Origin of the sequence: Thermodesulfobacterium sp. TA1, from assembly GCF_008630935.1 — a bacterium.
Lineage (GTDB): Bacteria > Desulfobacterota > Thermodesulfobacteria > Thermodesulfobacteriales > Thermodesulfobacteriaceae > Thermodesulfobacterium.
Genome location: NZ_CP043908.1, coordinates 1,656,990 through 1,675,486, shown reverse-complemented (window position 1 = coordinate 1,675,486; position 18,497 = coordinate 1,656,990). Strand labels below are relative to the sequence as shown.

18 protein-coding genes are annotated in these 18,497 nt (G+C 39.7%); 5 read left to right on the top strand and 13 right to left on the bottom strand.

Translation table 11 applies throughout. From position 1 onward, the window contains the following. Positions 1 to 12 precede the first annotated feature (12 nt). The 13 genes from F1847_RS08400 to acs are packed head-to-tail and all read right to left on the bottom strand — an operon-like array spanning position 13 to position 12,372. The gene (locus F1847_RS08400; protein ID WP_150072606.1) at positions 13 to 942 is read right to left on the bottom strand and encodes a respiratory chain complex I subunit 1 family protein; all 930 of its coding nucleotides are present in this window, start codon (positions 940 to 942) and stop codon (positions 13 to 15) included. Further along, positions 930 to 1,388, bottom strand: a complete 459-nt coding sequence (locus F1847_RS08395) for an NADH-quinone oxidoreductase subunit B family protein (protein ID WP_150072605.1) — start codon at positions 1,386 to 1,388, stop codon at positions 930 to 932. Before F1847_RS08395 ends, F1847_RS08400 begins: the two co-directional genes overlap by 13 nt. A gap of 3 nt (positions 1,389 to 1,391) precedes the next feature. Beyond that, a complete protein-coding gene (locus F1847_RS08390) occupies positions 1,392 to 2,507 on the bottom strand; it encodes a proton-conducting transporter membrane subunit (protein ID WP_150072604.1) in 1,116 nt (371 codons plus the stop codon). After that, complete coding sequence (locus F1847_RS08385) at positions 2,504 to 4,264, bottom strand: NADH-quinone oxidoreductase subunit L (RefSeq protein ID WP_150072603.1); 1,761 nt, start codon at positions 4,262 to 4,264, stop codon at positions 2,504 to 2,506. Before F1847_RS08385 ends, F1847_RS08390 begins: the two co-directional genes overlap by 4 nt. Before the next feature lies 1 nt (position 4,265). Next, a complete protein-coding gene (locus tag F1847_RS08380; RefSeq protein WP_150072602.1) occupies positions 4,266 to 4,667 on the bottom strand; it encodes a 4Fe-4S dicluster domain-containing protein in 402 nt (133 codons plus the stop codon). A 12-nt stretch (positions 4,668 to 4,679) separates the two neighbouring features. Next, positions 4,680 to 5,777 carry a nickel-dependent hydrogenase large subunit gene (locus tag F1847_RS08375; protein WP_150072601.1) on the bottom strand — a complete coding sequence of 366 codons (1,098 nt, stop codon included), beginning with the start codon at positions 5,775 to 5,777 and terminating at the stop codon, positions 4,680 to 4,682. Then, entirely contained in the window at positions 5,770 to 6,129 is a 360-nt protein-coding gene (locus F1847_RS08370) for an NADH-quinone oxidoreductase subunit C (protein ID WP_150072600.1), read from the bottom strand. Before F1847_RS08370 ends, F1847_RS08375 begins: the two co-directional genes overlap by 8 nt. Before the next feature lie 3 nt (positions 6,130 to 6,132). Then, entirely contained in the window at positions 6,133 to 7,113 is a 981-nt protein-coding gene (locus F1847_RS08365; protein ID WP_150072077.1) for a thiamine pyrophosphate-dependent enzyme, read from the bottom strand. A 4-nt stretch (positions 7,114 to 7,117) separates the two neighbouring features. Continuing rightward, the gene (locus tag F1847_RS08360) at positions 7,118 to 8,287 is read right to left on the bottom strand and encodes a transketolase C-terminal domain-containing protein (RefSeq protein ID WP_150072599.1); all 1,170 of its coding nucleotides are present in this window, start codon (positions 8,285 to 8,287) and stop codon (positions 7,118 to 7,120) included. 1 nt (position 8,288) lies between these two features. Further along, positions 8,289 to 8,582 carry a 4Fe-4S binding protein gene (locus F1847_RS08355; RefSeq protein ID WP_150072075.1) on the bottom strand — a complete coding sequence of 98 codons (294 nt, stop codon included), beginning with the start codon at positions 8,580 to 8,582 and terminating at the stop codon, positions 8,289 to 8,291. A gap of 14 nt (positions 8,583 to 8,596) precedes the next feature. Next, a complete protein-coding gene (locus tag F1847_RS08350; protein ID WP_150072598.1) occupies positions 8,597 to 9,145 on the bottom strand; it encodes a 2-oxoacid:acceptor oxidoreductase family protein in 549 nt (182 codons plus the stop codon). A gap of 10 nt (positions 9,146 to 9,155) precedes the next feature. Beyond that, complete coding sequence (locus tag F1847_RS08345; protein ID WP_150072597.1) at positions 9,156 to 10,229, bottom strand: DRTGG domain-containing protein; 1,074 nt, start codon at positions 10,227 to 10,229, stop codon at positions 9,156 to 9,158. A 49-nt stretch (positions 10,230 to 10,278) separates the two neighbouring features. After that, positions 10,279 to 12,372 (bottom strand): acetate--CoA ligase alpha subunit, encoded by a 2,094-nt coding sequence (gene acs, locus F1847_RS08340; protein WP_150072596.1) that lies wholly within the window; start codon positions 12,370 to 12,372, stop codon positions 10,279 to 10,281. 683 nt (positions 12,373 to 13,055) lie between these two features. Here acs and F1847_RS09440 point away from each other — a divergent pair. The 5 genes from F1847_RS09440 to F1847_RS08320 all read left to right on the top strand — a co-directional run bounded on the left by F1847_RS09440 (position 13,056) and on the right by F1847_RS08320 (position 18,476). Next, on the top strand, positions 13,056 to 13,178 hold the full coding sequence (locus tag F1847_RS09440; RefSeq protein WP_255449521.1) for a hypothetical protein: 123 nt from the start codon (positions 13,056 to 13,058) through the stop codon (positions 13,176 to 13,178). Between the two features lie 324 nt (positions 13,179 to 13,502). Continuing rightward, on the top strand, positions 13,503 to 15,266 hold the full coding sequence (locus F1847_RS08335) for an L-lactate permease (protein ID WP_150072595.1): 1,764 nt from the start codon (positions 13,503 to 13,505) through the stop codon (positions 15,264 to 15,266). Next, entirely contained in the window at positions 15,256 to 16,647 is a 1,392-nt protein-coding gene (locus tag F1847_RS08330; protein ID WP_150072594.1) for an FAD-binding oxidoreductase, read from the top strand. The genes F1847_RS08335 and F1847_RS08330 overlap by 11 nt, the downstream gene beginning before the upstream one ends. Before the next feature lie 3 nt (positions 16,648 to 16,650). Next, positions 16,651 to 17,940 (top strand): (Fe-S)-binding protein, encoded by a 1,290-nt coding sequence (locus F1847_RS08325; RefSeq protein WP_206202401.1) that lies wholly within the window; start codon positions 16,651 to 16,653, stop codon positions 17,938 to 17,940. Further along, positions 17,940 to 18,476 (top strand): lactate utilization protein, encoded by a 537-nt coding sequence (locus F1847_RS08320; protein WP_150072593.1) that lies wholly within the window; start codon positions 17,940 to 17,942, stop codon positions 18,474 to 18,476. The genes F1847_RS08325 and F1847_RS08320 overlap by 1 nt, the downstream gene beginning before the upstream one ends. Positions 18,477 to 18,497 lie beyond the last annotated feature (21 nt).

Genomic DNA, 18,497 nt, shown 5'->3' with positions numbered 1-18,497 from the left:
TTCCTTGTCCTTTTACCAGGTTTTTAGTATCCAAGTTATTACTAAAAGTCCAGTGGCTAAAGGTATTAGATGTTTTAAATAAAGGGATGAAAATTGAGAAAGTCTTAGCCTGGCAGTTAGGTTTTCTACAAAACCAAACGCAAAGGTTAGAGAAAAAGCCCCTAATAAAAGTAAAATCAACCCGATTTTTGGAGAGATTTTTAAAACAGGAAGATAAAAAAAGGAAAAAAGAGAACCAAAAATCGCAAGTTCAAGTAGATAGTTAAGCTTAAAAAAAGCAAGGGCTAAGCCAGAGGCTTCGGTTAAAGGTCCTTCTAAAATTTCTGCTTCAGCATCTGGTATAGAAAAGGGATTCAATTTAAGTTTGGCAAGAACGGCAAATACAAAAAAGGGAAGGGTTAAAAGCTTTATTACTATGTCTAAGGGAGACCAAGCTTCTGCAATGGTTTTTATACAAAAACTATAAGGGGGGTCTCCAAGGAGGCTTAGAGTGGTGATAACCATGATAAAAAGGGCGTTGTAGTAAAAAAACATCTGTCCTGCTCTGGCTGCACCTACCATTCCGTAAGGAGACTTGGTAGAGTATCCAAAGATTATTTGGGCAAGAAGTGGGATTTCGGTTAGGTAAAAAACTAAGATAAGGTCAAAAGAAAAGGCTGTTTTTTCTTGATAAAAGGGATAAGGCATAAGAAGAAAACAGAAGATAAGGGTTATGGTAGGAATAAAAGGAATAAGAAGATACACAGAAGGAGCTACACCATAAGGTTTGGTGATGGTTTTAACCATAAGTTTGTTTAGGTCATAAAAAGGCTGGGTTATAGGAGGTCCTATTCTTAGCTGCATCTTAGCTTTAAGCTTTCTTTTTACACCCTCTAAAAGACCACCTAAAATAAAACCAAAAAATAGCCCTGGGTATAAAAACAGCTCTTTTAAAAACTCCATAGTTCTTCCTCTTCAGATAAAAATTGTGCCGCCCTTAAGATGCCTTCTAAAATCATGTTGGGGTGAGCAGAGCATCCTCCTACATACACATGCACAGGTATAAAGTTATCAACCGGTCCTAAGACATTATAACTTTTGGCAAACACCCCTCCACTAAGAGAACAAACCCCTACACTAACTACTGCTTTTGGTTTAGGCATCATATCATAAACCCTTAATAATGGGTCTCTGGATTTGCTAGTAACAGGGCCAGTAACCAACAAGATGTCTGCATGTTTAGGACTGCCTACCAGTTTTATCCCAAATCTTTCGGCGTCATACTTAGAGGAAAAAAGAGCTAAAATTTCTATATCGCACCCATTACAAGACCCGGTGTTTACATGAAAAACCCAAAGGGACCTTTTTTGAGAATACCTAAAAAACTGCTTGATAGGGTCTAAAAGCATTTATTACCACCCCTTAAAAAAACTTAGCATAAAAAAACTTAAAACTATCGTTAGGCTCAAAAACATAATTAAACCTGATTCAAGTTTAGGAAGAGGACTTTTAACCTTTTCTTCCTCTTCAGCCCCTAAAAACAGACTATGATAAGCCCTTATAAAATAGACCAACGTAAGACAACTTCCTAATAACATAAACCCAAAAAGTGGTTTAGAAATTTTAAGTACCTCTTGATAAAGGAAGAGCTTTCCCCAAAAACCTGGAAGGATAGGAACACCTATCAAGGTTAGAGCAAACACTAAAAAAGAGAAAGCTAAACCAGGATAATACTTAGCCAGTCCTTTTATCCTTCCTAAAAACAAGGGATGGTTGTTTTTTTCTATCTGGTAAACTATAAAGAACAAACCTAACTTAGCGATAACATGGTTAATCCACAATATTATAGCTCCATAAAGGCTTGCAGGAGAAAAAAGGCTTAACCCTATTAAAAGATATCCAGTATCATCGATCGTAGCATAGGCTAAAAGCTTCTTTAAGTTTCTTTCACAAAGGGCAAGCCCTGCTCCAAAAAGTAGGGTTAATATTCCTATAAGGAGTAAAAGCTCCTTTAACATAAGGAAAAACTGAGGAAAAAGGGAAGCTTCTTCTATTACCCGCCATAAAAGCACAAAGTCTATCAGCTCAAAAGAGCAGATAAAAAATCCAGCGGTTATAGCATCTATAGTTTTTACCACTATCGGAAGCCAAAGAAAAACAGGAAAAACCGCAAGTTTTAAAAGAAAGGCTATACAAAGTAAAGCCAACCCTTGAGGGGTATGAGCAAAGACCGTTTTCCCTAAGATAAGTAAAACCAAATAGATCCCTTCAACTAAACTTAAAACTTTAAAGGCGGTTTTATACTCTAAGAGATAAACCAAGGCTAATATGGCTACTACACTAAGTCCGTCAAACCAGATGGCATAAGGGGTTTCATACCAAAGTAAATATAGATTAGAAAAAGCTAATAACAGAACGCAAGCAAGGATAGCACCTTTTCTTTTAAAGTCTCGTAAATAAAAAATTCCACAAGAAAAGGTAATAATTAAGTAAATAAGGCTTAAAAAGGGGGTTAATGCCTTTATCATACTCTACCCCAAAACTTTTCTACCTTGTTTATGGTTTCATAAACTTTGGTTATTAACCTTTCTATCCAATTAAAAAATTTTACGATATATTGGTCTGGGTCTGCTTTTTGATAAAAAGATGCCAAACGAGTTTCTATGTCAGCCACAAAATCATCAGCGGTAGGGTTAAAGACCTTTTCATCTTCCCCACCTTTAAAAACCTCTGTTTCTTTTACGATACCTTGAGGTTTAATCCAGGCTAAATAAACCAACCCACCTAATCCTAAAGAAAAGAAAACTAGAAGTCCTATTAGAGGCGTAGGAAGCTGATACCAACTAAAGCCGACATGGGTAAGACTAAGTAAGGATAATACAGGATTTATAAGAAAGTCTATAGCTATTTGAGGAAAAATTCCAAAAATTACACAGGGGATCCCTAAAAGAGCTCCGCCTGTTATCATGAGTTTAAAAGGTTTTTCGTTAAGGGTTGAGACTTCCGTTTTAGGATTTCCTAAAAACGCGGTATCAAGGACCTTGATAAACGAAAGGGTGGTTAAGGTGCTTATGATAAGCCCTAAGGCTGCAGCCAAAGGATGGTTGGCTTCTATCGCAGCCTGGTAAAACATCCATTTACTTACAAAACCGTTAAACCCAGGTATTCCGGAAATAGAAGCAGCACCTATCAGATAAAGAAAGGTGGTTTTAGGAAGTTTAGAGGCAAGCCCTCCCATTTTAGAGAGGTCTCTGGTATGGGTTGCTTGTTGTAGAACCCCTGCTACCAAAAAGAGTAGCCCTTTAAAAAGGGCATGGTTTAGGGTATGAAAAAGGGAGGCCGCTAATCCAAGAGAGGTCCCAAGACCTATCCCTGAAACCATATATCCTATCTGACTTACCGTATGATAGGCTAAAAGCTTCTTAACGTCTGCTTGTTTAAGGGCAAAAAGAACCCCTATAAGAGAAGAAAACATCCCTAAATAAATCAAGAGATTTTGCCAAAAGTAGGTAAAGCCTCCAAACAGAAAGTAAAACTTAAACAAAAGATATACCCCACATTTAACCAGACAGGCTGCGTGTAAAAGGGCACTTACAGGGGTTGGGGCGTTCATCGCATAAGGTATCCAAGTATAAAGAGGCCATTGAACAGATTTAGCTAAAACCGCAACCAAAAGTCCAGCTAAAATTAAGTCTTGGTAAACTTTGGGGTCTGGAGAAAGATAAAACAAGAGAAGCCCTAACAAAAAGCCATATCCAGCTATATGGGTTATTAAAAAGGCTTTTTTGGCAGAAAAGCTTGAAAGTTCAGACCGATACCAAAAGGCTATCAACTGATAGGAACATACTCCGGTAAGTTCAAAAAATATGTAAGACCAGAAGAGGTTTTCGCTTAAGACCAGTCCTAAGTAAGACCCTATGAAAAGCTGAATAAACGTGTAAAACCTACCAAACCCTTCCTTTTCATGGGTCATGTATTTGATAGCATAAAGATTAATCCCCACGCTTACATAGGCACCAAACAGAGCAAAGAAAAGGTTTAACCCATTAGCCTTAAAAACCAAATCAAGGTTAATGAAGTTTTTTGCCCAAGGAAAAAGAGAAAACCTCCAAAAACTTTCCCCAAACTGGATAAACTCAAAAAAGACCAAAGTCAAAAAAATCAAGGAACCAACCGAGGTGATAAAGGCTATACTTCCGTGAAACCTTGCGCTGTTTATTCTATAAAATAAACCAGAAATTAAGGCCCCAAAAAATAAAACTAAAACACTAAAAGCAAGAAACATTTTATTTCTCCTCTACAGTGATGGCTTTAGTTCTACAAACCTTGGCACAAGAAGGGTTAAACCCTTTATCTTTACATAGGTCGCATTTTTGTGCGATGATAGGATTGTATTTGTTAAAAGAAGGAACCATTTCTATAGCCCCTGAAGGACAAAGGTAATAACAGATTTTACAACCTACACATAAAGAAGGGTCTATAATATAGGCGTCTCCTTCCTTGGTTATAGCCCCCACAGAGCATACCTTAGCACAGATGCCACATTGATTACAAGCAGAGATTTTTATTTTTTCTCCCTTTTTAAAAACAAAAATCCTCGGGGCGGTTGAACCGTGCACTTTCATACAAATTTTTTCGCAAGCAGTACAACCTTTACAAAGGGAAGGGTCTATTTTTAGTCTTAACATCCTAAAGGACCTCTATCTTTGCATACACGAAAAACATGGGTCAATGCTACCTGAAATAAGGGTTACGTCTGCTACATCTTGGTTTAGTAAAATCTTGTTTAGGGCATAAATGTTCACAAAACTCGGAGCCCTTATTTTTACCCGATAAGGGATGTCAGACCCATCGGTTACACAGTAATAGATAAGACCTCCTCTTGGGGCTTCCCATCTACTTATTCCTATCCCTTTAGGAATAGAGGTAAACTTTTTGGTTAAAATAGGTCCTTTGGGAAGGTCTTTCAAAATTTGGTTTATCATCTTAAAACTCTCTACCATTTCAAGCAGTCTCACCTTAACCCTGCTTAACACATCCCCGTCTTTTTCTAACACCTTTTGAAACTCAAGAAATTCATAGGCTGCACCAGGCATAGGGGCATCTTTTCTTAGGTCAAGGGGTACTCCTGATGCCCTGGCCACAGGCCCTACTACCGAAAACTCTACGGCATCCTGATAGGTTAAAACCCCTATTCCTTTGGTGCGACCAACGATGGTTGGATTGGTAAGCACCGCCTCTATAAGGTTGAACACTTCTGGTTCAAGATTTTCGATCAGTTTTTTAACCGCCTCTATTTCATCTTCTGTTAGGTCTTTTCTCACCCCACCTATGGTGTTAAAGGCATAATTTCCTCTATGTCCGGTTATTCCTTCCATAAGGTCTTTTACGGTTTCTCTTGCGTTCATACATCTCACAAAAAGAGTTTTAAATCCCATGATTTCACAAGCAATAGCGGTGTTTAAAAGATGAGAATGGATCCTTTCAAGCTCCCCTACCAAGGTTCTTAAATATCTTGCCCTCAGGGGGACTTCAATCCCGGCTATTTGCTCTAATGCCTGAACAAAACAAGTAGGATGGGAATGTGAACAAATCCCACAAACCCGTTCTACTATAATAATTCCTTGATAAAAATCTTTATTGGCTAAAAGAAATTCTATAGCACGATGGACATATCCTATCTGAAGGCTTACGCTTTTTACTATATTACCTTCTGTCTCTAACTTGAGCTGTATAGGCTCTTCTAAGGCTATATGAATAGGTCCGATGGGAAGGACAAACCTTGATTGATTAGCCATGTTTTTTCTTAAGAACTTTTTGTTTTTCTACTTCTAATAAAGGAAATTTTTTCATCCCCGAGGCTAAGAGAAGTTTTTTCTCTTCCTCGGGGTAATCAGTAAATTCTATACCATAAAGCTCCATCACTTCACGTTCTGACCATTCAACCGCAGGATACACTTCTTTTATGCTCTCTAAAACCTCAGAAAACCCAGCCTCGTAAGTTATGTCTTCAATCTTGCCGTTTAGGTCAAAAAGATGTTTTACTATTATCCTTTCTCCGGTTTCAGGGTTTAGATAAGCTACGGTAGTAATATAGCGAGCACCTAAGTCCTTCATTTCCTTAGCTTTTTCTAAAAGATTGAGCCTCATACATTACTCTTCTTGGTTTTGTTTTGTTTCGGTTTTTTCTTCTCCGAAGCATTCGGCGAGTTTAATTAGTTTTTCGTATTCTTCGTTTACTCTTTGTTGGATGTAGGTTATTTGTTCTGGGGTAAGGTGTCTAAACCTTCTTTGGAGTTTAAGGTATTCTTCTACGGGTTTAGGTTTGTCTATTTTGCGGTTGATGATGTATTTTCCGTCTATTACTTCGTAGAGAGGGAAGACCCTTGTTTCTACCGCAAGTTTAGCTGCAAGTAGGCTGTCTTCGCTTTTACATCCCCAACCGGTGGGGCAGGTTGCGAACACATGGATAAAGGCAGGACCGTTTATCAGGGCAGCTTTTTTAACCTTATTCATCAGGTCAAGAGGGAAGGCTGGGTTAGCGGTAGCGGCATAAGGTATGTTATGGGCTACCACGATGCCCATTAGATTTTTTTTCCAGGTGGTTTGGCCTTTGATGACTTTACCGGCAGGGCTTGTGGTGGTGTGGGCTCCGAAGGGGGTTGCTCCAGACCTTTGGACCCCTGTGTTCATGTAGGCTTCGTTATCAAGGCAGATGTAGACAAAGTCATGGCCTCTTTCAAGGGCACCAGAGAGCCACTGGAGACCTATGTCAAAGGTAGCTCCGTCTCCGGCAAAGACGACGATGTTTATTTTTTCTTTGGACTTAATTTTACCTTTTCTTTTAAGGGCTTTGATGGCGGCTTCTATGCCTGAGGCGACGGTAGCGGAGTTTTCGAAGGCAACATGTATCCAGGGGACTTCCCAGGAGGTATAAGGGAATGGACTTGAGATGATTTCCATGCAGCCGGTTGAGGTGACGGCGATGGTGTTTGGGCCTAAGACTTTAAGGGCGAGTCTTAGTGGGAGTACGGTGCCGCAACCTTGGCAGGCTCTATGGCCTTGAGCAAAGCCTTCATACTGAGGTAAGTTTTTCATGGTAAAGGGTTTAAAGTTTTTAAGTTCTGGTCTCATAGGCTTACTCCTTTACACCGTATATTTCATAGGGTGTAGATGGTTTTTTAGCAAGGGTTTCAAAGGTTTTTTCGAAGATTTCGACGAAGTCTTCTTTGGTAACGTCTCTGCCGCTTAGGCCTGCGATGAGGTTAAGGACCCGAGGTCTTTTGTTAGACTGGTAGAGGGCAGACCTTACTTCTATACCGACAGGGCCACCGGTAGCAGCATGGCTAACGGCTCGGTCAACCACGCAAAGGGCTTTGACTTTACCGATAGCCTTGATGAAGTCTTTCATTGGGAAGGGTCTCCAGAGTCTTATTCTTACCACACCTACTTTTTTACCTTTAGTTCTGAGGAGGTCGACGGCATTCATGGCGTTTTCAGCAAGGCTTCCCATGATGACAAGGCCTACTTCGGCATCTTCCATTTGATAGGTTTCAACAGGAAGATATTTTCTGCCGGAGAGTTTTTCGAAGTCTTTCCAGGCTTGGACGATGGTTTTGTAGCTGGCTTTAAGGGCTTCGTCTTGGGCCTTTTTGGCTTCGGTATAGATTTCAGGGACTCCGATGGCACCGATGGTGATAGGTTTTTTGGGGTCGAGTTTGTATTTCATTTTAAGTGGAGGGAGGAATTTATCGAGTAGAGTTTGGTCTAAGAATTCGATAGGTTCTACCACATGGGATAGGATGAAGCCGTCGATGTTTACAGCAACAGGAAGTAAGGTTTTTTCAGCGACTTTGTAGGCATGGTAGATGAGGTCAACGGCTTCTTGGCCGTTTTCAGCGAAAGTATGTATCCAGCCGGCATCTCTCATGGACATGACATCGGAGTGGTCGTTCCAGATGCTGATAGGGGCAGAGACAGAGCGGTTGACAAGAGCCATAACGATAGGCAGGCGTAGAGCAGGAGCGATGTAGAGGTTTTCGTACATGAGAAGGAGGCCTTGTGAGGAGGTAGAGGTAAAGGTTCTAGCCCCTGTTGCAGCAGCACCGATGCAGGCACTCATGGCAGCATGTTCAGACTCAACAGGTATGTATTCGGCATCAAGCTCGCCGTTGTTAACAAGTTCTGCGAGGTGTTCGACGATATGGGTTTGAGGGGTAATAGGGTAGGCTGAAATGACGTCAACATTACACTGGGCTACAGCCTCAGCCACGGCAACGGAGACTTCTTTAGCGATTTTTTTAGCCATGTTATTCCTCCTCTAAGACCATGGTAATGGCTTTTTTAGGGCAGTGTGCGGCACAGATACCGCAGCCTTTACAGTAGAAAAGGTTAGAGATGAAGAAGCCTTCTTGGTCTGGTTGGTAGCAGATGTCAGGGCATAGGATATAGCACATACCGCATTTGATGCATTTATCTTTATCGAGGACGGGTTTGAAGGCTCTCCAGTCACCGGTTTTAAACTTTTTGGAGTTACCAGGCTCAAGGATATACATACCTGGTGCGAGTTGTTTCCAGCTTACGAGGCCTTGTTCTTTAGGCATGGCTTAACTCCTTATTAGTAGATTTTGGTTTCATCGATAGCCCTTTTGAGGGCATTGATGTTTTTTTCGGCAAGGCGTCCGAAGCGAGCATTTAGGGCTTCTTCGATGGCTGATAGGGAGATGAGGCTTGTGGCTTTAAGGAAGGCACCGAGCATGGTGGTGTTGGTGATAGGGAGTCCGAGTTCTTCGATGGCGATTTTGGTGGCATCAACGGCAGCGATTTTACCTGGGAAGTTGTTAAGGAGTTTACGTAATTCGGGTTCAGGGAGATGGGAGTTAAGGATAGCGATACCAGAGGATTTAAGGCCTTGGGTGATGTTAACGATTTTGGGTAGAGTGGGGTCAAGAACGAGGATGACGTCAGGTTCATAGATTTTTTCTCTTGAGCGGATAGGTTTTTTGTCGATTCTTGCGAAGGCTTGGACCGGAGCCCCTCTTCTTTCAGGTCCGAAGCTTGGGAAGGCTTGAGCATAATCACCCTGGGAGATAGCAGCCACAGCGATAAGCTCGGCAGAGGTAACCGCCCCCTGCCCACCTCTTCCATGTAGTCTAATCTCAATCATATCCCACCTCTTATTGTGGTTTATTGTTGTTCACTTTAGATAAAAACCTTTCTAATTTGAAGTCCTTAGCTATCATCTCTTTAGCCCTTAAAGCTTTGCCTTTTTCTTTAAGAATGGCTTTACCTACTAAACCTTGTATTTTTTCAACCGAGGAAAAGGTATCAAGAGAAGTAACCACCACAGGCACCCCTTTGGTCTTAGCTATGTTAACCACCATCTCACTTGGGTATAATCCTCCTGTCAAAAGTAAACACTTAGTAGAGGTCTCTAAGGCTAAAATCTGAATGTCTGTCCTGTTTACACCGGTTATCACCACCTTGTTAGGTATCCTCAAAAAATACCTCATCGCATTCTCAGGGTCCATCGCACCGATCGTTATGTTCTCTACAAACTCATCAAGCTTATCCTCACAACACACTATCCCTCCGTTAACCACCTCAAGCAACGTCCTAACCGTTACTGCCTCAAGCAACTTATCCCGCTTAAATACCCCTAAAACCTCTACCCCTTTCCCTTCTAAATAAGACACCACCTTCTCCTTTACATAAGGATACTCCTCAACAGGGACCTTGTTTATCACCGCACCCGCAAAACTTGCACCCAAAAGCTCCCTTATCCCAAGGATATCGTCTACCGAGGTCTCCCCATCCCAAAGCTGAACTATTACTCCCTTGGCATCTAACTCTTTTATCAAATGAAAACAATCTATCCCCAGGCTGTAGCCTTCAAAAATGTTGTCTCCTCCTACGACAAAAAGATAATCTTTAAGTTCAGCTTGTTTTTTTATCACCTCTTTTATCTGTTGGTCTAAACTTACACCTTCTCCTTCAAAAAGTTTATACTGGATATCATAAGTAAACACAAACGGGCAGGACCACTCAACCGGGTCTTCACTTTCTAAGACCTGATGGATAAACATGGCTTCTTCGTCAAGGATCTTATCTCCTACCTTTATCGGAACTTTACCTATTAGCTTCATGTACCCAACCTTATTACCTTTTTCTTTAAGGTTTAAAGCCAGTCCTAAAGCTAAAACGTTTCTTCCGGTAAAAGGTCTGTTTGACACTAAAAATATAGCCTTCATATCTATACCTCCTGTTTTTTTCAGAGATTTAACCTAATGTTTATAACTATTACCCTATAATTATTCTTGCGTCTAAAGCTACACCTCCTACTTCTTTTACCAAGTAAGGGTTGATGTCTATTTCTTTAATGATAGGGAAATCTTGGACCAACTGAGATAATCGAAGTATTTTGTCTACTATGGCGTCTTTGTCGCAAGGCTTTTCTCCTCTTACCCCTTCTAATAGTTTTTTGCCTTTTATTTCTGTTAACATTTCGTAGGCTTCTTTTTTGCTTACCGGTGCAAGTCTAAAACTTACATCTTTTAAGACCTCTACATAGATTCCACCTAAACCAAACATTAGCATATGTCCAAAGGTATTATCATAAGTTACCCCTAAGATTACTTCTTTTCCGCCGCTTACCATTTCATAGATGTTTACCCCTTTAATATAAGCCCCAGGTATAGCTCTTTTAACGTTTATCGTCATCTCAAAAAAGGCTTCTTTTACTTCTTTTTCATCTTTAAGACCTATTTTTACGCCTCCAACATCAGTTTTATGGACGATATGAGGGGAACTAATTTTCATAACTACAGGGTAGCCGATTTGTTCTGCAATTTTAACCGCTTCATCAGGGGTTCTGGCAAGACCTCTTTTAGGAAACTCAATCCCATAGAAACTTAATATCTTCATGGCGTTTTCTTCTCCTATAACGTTTACTCCGGCATCTCTAAGAGTTTCAAGGATAAGATTTATTTCTTTTTTAACCTCTTCAGGGATAGGGAATCTTACATATTCCTCTTCTTCTCTGTTTTTATATTTTACGTAGCTTACTAACTTACTATAAGCACTTACAGCTATTAATGGGTCTTCATAGCAGGCTATATTGTTTTGTTTTAAGTAAAGGGTTGCTTGTTTGACCTTAGGCCCTCCGATAAAACAGCCTATAAAAGGTTTTGCTGTCTCTTGACTTTTTTCAACCACTATTTTGGCAATGTTTTCTACATCTGTCATGGCTTGAGGAGTAAGGATTACACAAACTCCATCTACGTTTGGGTCAATTATCGCCCTTTCTAAAACCACCAAATATCTTTCTGAAGTAGCATCTCCTATTACATCTACAGGGTTGTAAAGGGCAGCCGTAGAGGGTAGCCTTTCTGCTAAGTATTCGATAGATTCCTTAGACATAGGATAGAGCTTAAGCCCGGTTTTTTCTGCGGTATCTGCCGCTATAATTCCAGGACCACCTGCGTTGGTAACAATAAGTAATTTTTCTCCTGCAGGAAGTTTTCCACTTTTAAAAATCTCAGCAACTTCAAAAAGTTCTTTTATCCCCTCAACTCGTATCACTCCAGCTTTTCTGAAGGCTTCACTGAAAGCCCTATCTGAACCGGCTAAAGCCCCTGTATGTGAAGAAGCCGCTCTAGCACCAGCCTCAGTAGCACCAGATTTTATGATGATAACCGGTTTTTTCTTGGCTACCTTTTGGGCAACTTCTATAAAACGTTTGCCATCTTTGATATCTTCTATGTAACCAAGGATGATATCTGTGTCTTCATCTTCCCCAAAATAGTCTAAAAAATCTGTTTCGTTTAAGTCAGCCTTGTTCCCAAAACTTACGAACTTTCCAAAACCAAAACCACTTCCTATTGCCCAATCTATCAAAGCTACCCCTAAAGCCCCAGATTGAGAAAAAAAGGAAACCCTACCTTTAGGTGGAAGCTCTGGGGCAAAAGTAGCGTTCATCCCTATTTCAGTGTTTATTACCCCCAAGCAGTTGGGACCTACCATCCTAATCCCATACTTTTTAATCGTTTCTATAATTTCTCTTTCAAGCCTTGCCCCCTCTTCACCGGTTTCTTTAAACCCTGCAGTAATCACCACCACCCCTTTCACTCCAGCCTCTCCGCAATCTTTTAACACAGAAGGGACTACTTTAGCCGGAACCACGATTATGGCTAAGTCTATCTTTTCCTTTACAGACGATACCGAAGAATAACACTTAAGCCCAAGTATTTCTTTCCTTTTAGGATTTATAGGAAAAATTTTGCCAGTATATCCTTGGGTTAAAAGGTTTTTTAGGATGACATGCCCTATCTTTTTTTCCTCCTCAGAAGCACCTACTACCGCTATGCTTGTAGGCTTAAAAATGAAATCCAACATCTTTTACCCTCATAAAGTTATTTTTTTCACATTATCTTGTCTCTTTTTGCCCTTAAAATATCTCAGCTGTTTGCAAAAGTCAAGCGGAAAAATTTGTTAAAAATTAGGATTAAAAATTTTAAGCTTTTAAAATTGTGTTATTTCTTCATTTTTTATTAAAATTTTCAAAAAATCTTAATAGTTTACTTTTTAAATACTTTTTTATATAATCTCGTTTCTTTTAAAATATATTATAATATATTGTTGACATAAAATATTTTCTTTAAAGTTTTGTTGATGTGTTCTACGGTAAAAACTTTTACTGTTTGGTTAAGTCTCTAATTTTGGGATTAAAATTTTTAGGTTGGCTTTAAAGATTTTTGCGTAAAAGTTTTAAGGTAAAAGGTATTGTCTCATTAATTGTGTAAAGCCTTGAGAAGGATAAAAGGCATGGTAGCTTCTCTAAAAACAAACAAAGATTACTGACTTTTTATTCTTTAGAAGAGATTTTAAAACTTTTTTCATAAGGAATTCAGCACGTATTTATCTTGAACAATAACAAGAAAGCTAAAAACGGCTTTATACCAGAAATTTATACCAGAAATTTACTTACAAAGTGTGGGGAAATTGAAGGCTTAAGAGAGCTTCAGGTTATAAATCAGGTCATAAAAGAGACTTTGGTTGTTTTATGAGGAAGTAAAGGCTTGAAATGGAGGAACGAATCAGGCTTTGAGAAGGTAGAGAAGGAGATTAAAAGAGGCACTATGCTTTCCGCAGTAATGATTTTTATGGTAGTTCTTATTATGACAGATTTTTTAGGGGTTTAGGTAAAGATCCTAAGAGAAAAGTCTGCAACAGAAACCTTTGAGGGAAAAGTTTCAGAATAGTTATTATAATAGTCACCTAATGCCATTTGCTGTCCTGAAACTCTTTTTAAAAGTTTCAGGACAATTTTTTATTTTTAGCAAAATAGAAATCTCAAAAAAAAAAGAAAAAAAAACAAAAAAAAGAGCTTGTGATATTTTTATCTAAAGTTTTAAAGAAATTTAATAAAATACTAAAAAAATTAGGACTTGACTTAGGTTTAAAAAGGTTTATAAGTTGCAACTAAAGAAGTAGTATTTTTAAAATTTTTAAAAGGAGGTATGGTTATGGCCTGGCAGATGGATGTAAATCCTTTAGGTAATCTTGGTTTATCAGCTTTGGTAGCATCCATCCCGATTTTTTTCCTTTTTTGGGCTTTAGCCTACAAAAGGATGAAGGGGCATTGGGCTGCTGTAGGTGCTGTCTTTATAGCTTTAATCATAGCGGTAGTAGCCTACAAAATGCCGGTTAAATTAGCGGTACTTTCTACTCTTAATGGTTTTCTTTTTGGGCTTTGGCCTGTTTCATGGATTGTAATCACCGCTATTTATCTTTATAACCTTTCGGTAGAGACAAAGCAGTTTGAAATCATTAAAAATTCGTTAGCAGCGATAAGTAACGACCGAAGGGTGCAGGCTATCCTTATAGCTTTTTGTTTTGGTGCTTTCTTAGAGGGTGCTGCTGGTTTTGGTACTCCGGTTGCTATTTCTGCAGCCATGCTTGCAGGTATTGGGTTTAATCCGATATATGCTTCTGGTATAGCTCTTTTGGCAAATACTGCTCCAGTTGCCTTTGGTGCTATAGGAATTCCGATAGTGGTTGGTGCTCAAGTGTCTGGTGTTGACCTTATGGCTTTGTCTAAGATGGTAGGAAGACAGCTTCCTTTCTTTAGTGTGCTTATTCCTTTTTATATGTCGGTAGTTATGGCAGGTTGGAAGAAAACTTTAGAAATTTGGCCGATACTTTTAATTTCTGGTGGTTCCTTTGCCATAACCCAGTTTTTAGTTTCTAACTATTTAGGGCCCTATCTTCCTGATATTTTATCTGCTATTGTAACCATTGTTTGCACCGCTATTTTTGTAAGAATTTGGCATCCTAAGGAAGTTTGGACTTTTGAACATGAAGGTGTGGTAGAGAAAGCAAAACTTCAGTATACCTTGGGTCAGGTTTTTAGGGCTTGGGCTCCTTTTATTCTTCTTTCTATTTTTGTTGCTGCCTGGGGTGTTAAATCGGTCAAGGCTGCTTTAGACCAAATTTTAGTTTTAAAATTCCCTATAGCTGGGCTTGATAAAGAGGTAATAGACCATGTGGGAAAACCTAAACCAGCCGTTTATGTATGGAACATCTTTAGTGCTGCAGGAACAGCCATTCTTTTTGCAGCCATTCTTTCTATTCCTGTAGTTGGAGCCTCAATTTCTACCGCTATCAGAGTAGCAGGTAAAACCCTTAACTCTCTTAAATGGGCTATCTTTACTATAGGAACTATTTTAGGTTTTGCTTATCTTATGAATTTTTCTGGTATGGCAATTACCTTAGGTTTGGCTTTTGCTTCTACCGGAATTTTATTCCCGCTTTTCTCTGCCTTCCTTGGTTGGTTAGGGGTTTTTATGACTGGTTCTGATACCTCTACCAGCGCACTTTTTGGAAAACTTCAAGAAGTTACGGCAAGACAGATCGGTATTGACCCAGTTCTTACGGTAGCAACCAACTCTTCAGGTGGAGTTATGGGTAAAATGATTTCTCCCCAGTCTATAGCCGTGGCAACTGCAGCCACCGGTCTCAGCGGAAAAGAAGGAGACATTTTTAGGTTTACTTTTAAACATTCTGTCATTTTAACCTTTTTGATGGGTGTGCTTGCCATGTTGCAGGCTTATGTGTTTACTTGGATGATTCCTGTATGGGAAAAAGCTGTAGAAACCGCTAAAGCTGCTTCTGCCGCTCAAGTTGCTCCCCAAGAAGGATATAACATACTTATAGCTACTTTTGTAGCTTCAATTTTATTGGTTATCATCTCAAGGGTTGTAGGTAAGGGGGCAAATTATGTTAAGTAATACATTTATTAAAGCTTGTGTTTCTTTGTTGGGAGAAGAAAACGTCTTAACCAAAGAGGCAGAACTTATCACCTATAGTTATGATGCCACCCCGGGGATCCCCCGGGAAATCCCTGGGGCGGTGCTTTTTCCTCAAACTACAGAACAGGTGCAAGGAATAGTTAAGCTTTGTAGAGAACATAAAGTGCCCATCTATCCAAGAGGGGCAGGCACTTGTCTAAGCGGAGGGCCTGTCCCTCTAAGCAAGGGAGTGGTTATTTCTTTTCAAAGGATGAATAAAATTTTAGAAATAGATACCGATAATCTTACAGCCACCGTTCAGCCTGGGGTGATAGTTGCTACCCTTAATGCTGAAGTAGCCAAGTATGGTTTGATTTATCCTCCAGACCCAGGTTCCATGGCAGTAGCTACCATCGGTGGAACAGTAGCGGAAAACGCAGGTGGTTTAAGAGGTCTTAAATATGGAGTAACCAAACATTATGTAATGGGTATGGAGGTAGTTCTTCCTACAGGAGAGGTTTTTAGGTTTGGAGGAAAAACGGTAAAAAACGTTACTGCCTATGATTTCACCGGGCTTTTTGTAGGGTCTGAAGGGACCTTAGGTATTATTACTGAGGTTATTTTAAAACTTATTCCAGCCCCTAAATATAGAAAATCTATGATTGCCTTTTTTGATACTCTTGAAGACGCAGGACAGACGGTTACAGACATCATCAGGGCTCACGTTATTCCTGCAACCTTAGAAATTATGGATAACGTTACCATAAGGACGGTAGAAAACTTTGCCAAGGTAGGATTACCAACCGATGTAGCCGCGCTTTTATTGATAGAGGTTGACGGAAACGGAAAAGATGGGGTAGAAGAAGAGGCACAGAAGGTAGTAGAGGTTATTCAAAAGAATAAAGGAAGGTATAAGGTGGCAGAAACAGACCAAGAAAGAGATAATCTATGGGCTGCAAGAAGAGCAGCCCTTCCTGCTTTAGCTCAAGTAAAACCAGCTACGGTTTTAGAAGATGCAACCGTTCCGAGGACTAAAATCGTAGACATGTTGAAGGCTGTTCAGGAAATTGCTAAAAAATACAACCTTACCATAGGTACCTTTGGACACGCAGGGGATGGAAACCTTCATCCTACTATTCTTGTTGACCCTATGGATAAAGATGAAATGGCAAGGCTTGACAAAGCGATAGATGAGATTTTTGACGTAGCCTTAAAGCTTGGAGGGACCCTTTCTGGTGAGCATGGAATCGGGGTTGCCAAGAAAAAGTATTTGAAAAACGAGCTCGGTAGCTCAGGGATAGAGGTTATGAGAAGGCTAAAAAAAGCTTTAGACCCTGATAATATTTTAAACCCCGGTAAATTAGTCCCTATGGAGGATTAAACAGTGGGTAAAAGTATCTTTGAAAATGACGAGCTTTTAAAGAGAGAACTTATAAGGTGTATGAAATGTGGTAACTGTATGGCTGTTTGTCCTGTTTATGGGGCTGAGATAAGGGAAAGTGCTGTTGCCAGAGGGAAAATCGCTTTAGGAGAGGCCTATTTAGAAGGTAAAATAAGGGACAAAGACTTGATGAACCTTATCTATAACTGTCTGGTTTGTAAGTCTTGTATGCTTGCCTGCCCTACAGGAGTCAAATACGATAAGATTATCTTAGGGTTAAGGCATAAACTTGCTAAGGACATGGGTAAGCCCTGGGTTAAAAAATTAGCTTTTTGGGCCTTAACCCATCCTTCGCTTTTTGATACAGGACTAAAGGCTTTTTCCAAAATCCAAGGTTTCTTCTTAGAGAAACGAGGACCTAAACTCAGGGCTCCCAGGGCTTTTTTAAGAACCTTTGGAAAAAGGTTTGATGAAGATTTCGTCCTTCCTGAGTTTGCCTCTAAAGCCTTTAGAGATAGTGTAAACGAGGTGTTAGACGTTCCGAAGCCTCAGGCAACTGCCCTTTTTTTTACAGGATGTTCTATAAACTATCTTTATCCTGAAATCGGAGAGGATATCCTTTTGGTGTTAAAGAAAAACGACATAAAGACCCTTATCCCTAAAGGTCAAAATTGTTGTGGTATGCCGGTTATGGTCCATGGAGACATTGAAAAGGCTAAAGGATTGGCAAAAAACAACTTAGACCTTTTTGAAAGGTTGAACCCTGATTACATCGTCACCGGGTGTGCTTCTTGCGGAAGTGCGTTAAAACATGAATATCCTTTAATTTTTGAAGGAGATTCAGAATATGAAAATAAGGCCAAAAAATGGGCAGAAAAGGTCTATGACATAACCACTTTTATTTTAAAGGTAATAAAGTTTAAAAAACCTCAGGCTGAGCTAAAGCTTAAAGTAACCTATCACGACCCATGTCATCTTAAAAAATCTATGAAGGTTTGGACAGAGCCAAGAGAAATTTTAAAATCTATTCCTGGTCTTCAGCTTATAGAGATGAAAAAGCCAGACGCCTGCTGTGGAAGCGGAGGTTCTTATCATTTAGCCTATGCCGATACAAGTTTAAAAATACTTCAGTCTAAGATGGAAGATGTAAGGTCTACAAAGGCAGAGGTAGTGGCTACCGAATGTCCGGCCTGTATGATGCAGTTAGGAGAGGGAGCCCAAAGATATAAGGTTAATGCCAAAGTAAAACATGTAATAAGTTTACTTGCTGATTCCTATAGGAGGGAAGCCTAATGTTTGAATTATTTAAAGAAAAAGCCTCTGCTTTGATGGCAGAGGTGCATGCCTTTAAAAACCGAAAGGACGCTTTAGAGTTTGTTAAAAATTTTATTAGAGAAAACACCATGCCTGAAGACCAAAAGGCTGTGGTTTGGTATGACACCTGGTTTCTTGATGGAGTAAAAAAGGAAGACCTTTTAGCAGAAATCCCTCAGATTTCCTTTGAGATTACCCCAGAAATAGCTAGCAAGGCCAAAATCGGAATAAACGAAGTAGACGGAGCGATAGCTGAATCTGGGTCTTTGATAGAGGTTTCTAACCGTATACAAAAAAGGTTGGTCTCAGCTTTACCAGAGATACATATAGCTATTTTGCCTAAGAGTAAGATTTTACCAGACCTAAAAACCGCCCTTCGGTCTTTCCATCTTCATACCCATCCTCATATCACCCTTATCAGCGGTCCCAGTAGAACGGCAGACATAGAGAGGGTTTTAACCATAGGAGTTCACGGACCAGAAAGGGTTATTATAGTTTGTATAGAAAATTTATAAGCCAAAGATTTTTATAAAAAC

Coding starts and splice junctions, on each gene's coding strand:
- F1847_RS08400 (WP_150072606.1), bottom strand. CDS start 942: ATGGAGTTTTTAAAAGAGCTGTTTTTATACCCAGGGCTATTTTTTGGT.
- F1847_RS08395 (WP_150072605.1), bottom strand. CDS start 1,388: ATGCTTTTAGACCCTATCAAGCAGTTTTTTAGGTATTCTCAAAAAAGG.
- F1847_RS08390 (WP_150072604.1), bottom strand. CDS start 2,507: ATGATAAAGGCATTAACCCCCTTTTTAAGCCTTATTTACTTAATTATT.
- F1847_RS08385 (WP_150072603.1), bottom strand. CDS start 4,264: ATGTTTCTTGCTTTTAGTGTTTTAGTTTTATTTTTTGGGGCCTTAATT.
- F1847_RS08380 (WP_150072602.1), bottom strand. CDS start 4,667: ATGTTAAGACTAAAAATAGACCCTTCCCTTTGTAAAGGTTGTACTGCT.
- F1847_RS08375 (WP_150072601.1), bottom strand. CDS start 5,777: ATGGCTAATCAATCAAGGTTTGTCCTTCCCATCGGACCTATTCATATA.
- F1847_RS08370 (WP_150072600.1), bottom strand. CDS start 6,129: ATGAGGCTCAATCTTTTAGAAAAAGCTAAGGAAATGAAGGACTTAGGT.
- F1847_RS08365 (WP_150072077.1), bottom strand. CDS start 7,113: ATGAGACCAGAACTTAAAAACTTTAAACCCTTTACCATGAAAAACTTA.
- F1847_RS08360 (WP_150072599.1), bottom strand. CDS start 8,287: ATGGCTAAAAAAATCGCTAAAGAAGTCTCCGTTGCCGTGGCTGAGGCT.
- F1847_RS08355 (WP_150072075.1), bottom strand. CDS start 8,582: ATGCCTAAAGAACAAGGCCTCGTAAGCTGGAAACAACTCGCACCAGGT.
- F1847_RS08350 (WP_150072598.1), bottom strand. CDS start 9,145: ATGATTGAGATTAGACTACATGGAAGAGGTGGGCAGGGGGCGGTTACC.
- F1847_RS08345 (WP_150072597.1), bottom strand. CDS start 10,229: ATGAAGGCTATATTTTTAGTGTCAAACAGACCTTTTACCGGAAGAAAC.
- acs (WP_150072596.1), bottom strand. CDS start 12,372: ATGTTGGATTTCATTTTTAAGCCTACAAGCATAGCGGTAGTAGGTGCT.
- F1847_RS08335 (WP_150072595.1), top strand. CDS start 13,503: ATGGCCTGGCAGATGGATGTAAATCCTTTAGGTAATCTTGGTTTATCA.
- F1847_RS08330 (WP_150072594.1), top strand. CDS start 15,256: ATGTTAAGTAATACATTTATTAAAGCTTGTGTTTCTTTGTTGGGAGAA.
- F1847_RS08320 (WP_150072593.1), top strand. CDS start 17,940: ATGTTTGAATTATTTAAAGAAAAAGCCTCTGCTTTGATGGCAGAGGTG.